The 735-nt window shown below is 57.8% G+C and carries 2 protein-coding genes; one reads left to right on the top strand and one right to left on the bottom strand.

Annotated elements, in window-relative coordinates; all coding sequences use genetic code 11:
* The coding region (locus EC86_RS0100260; protein ID WP_029523721.1) for a hydroxyisourate hydrolase at positions 1-266 on the bottom strand (266 nt) is incomplete at its 3' end.
* 138 nt (positions 267-404) lie between these two features.
* Here EC86_RS0100260 and EC86_RS0100255 point away from each other — a divergent pair.
* The coding region (locus EC86_RS0100255; protein WP_029523720.1) for a GntR family transcriptional regulator at positions 405-735 on the top strand (331 nt) is incomplete at its 3' end.

The raw sequence follows: 735 nt of genomic DNA, 5'->3' as shown, positions 1-735 counted from the left end.
GGCACGACATCGACAAAGGCAGGCTCGGGCAGCACGACGCCACGGGCGCGAAAGTACGCCGCCACCTCGAACAGCAGGCGATAACGCCCGATCGCCATGGCGCCGGCGTCCAGCAACGGCCCGCCATCGTTGCGGCCATCGGCATTCAGGGTGAGGGTTTTGAGGGTCTCGAAGCTTGCGCCTGCAAGGCGCTGCAGCGTCACTTTCATGCCAGCAGCGGGGCAACCGTTCATGGTGTCGAGCACGTGGGTACTGAGATGGCCCATAAAAATTCTCCTTTTTAAAACACAACGAAACTGACACGACCTCCGAACATCGGGGTCTAGCAATGATAAAAACTTGTTTTACTGGAGTAAAGTGTATACACTTTGAAAATCACAATGAATACGCAATCACAAAAATCCATGAAACGTCTTAACCATCTTCAGGTTGTCGGCGCCAAGGAAGCGGCTGTGTCACCGGGCTCGACGCAACGCATCGTGGAGTCCATCACCGCTGCCATCGTTGAGCGCCGGCTGATGCCGGGCACCAAGCTCACCGAACAAAAAATCGCTGACATTTTTGATGTCTCGCGCACCATCGTGCGCCAGGCGCTGAATCAGCTCAGCCGCGAGCATCTGGTGGTTCTGGAGGCGGCACGAGGCGCGTCCGTCGCCATGCCCAGCATCGAGGAAGCCCGCCAGGTGTTTGAGGTTCGCGCCATGATCGAATCGGCGATGGTGCGCCAGCTCTGCG

The organism is Polaromonas glacialis (assembly GCF_000709345.1).
Taxonomy (GTDB): Bacteria; Pseudomonadota; Gammaproteobacteria; order Burkholderiales; family Burkholderiaceae_C; genus Polaromonas; species Polaromonas glacialis.
The sequence above is the reverse complement of the archived record's forward strand: the minus strand, read 5'-3'. Positions and strand labels throughout refer to the sequence as shown.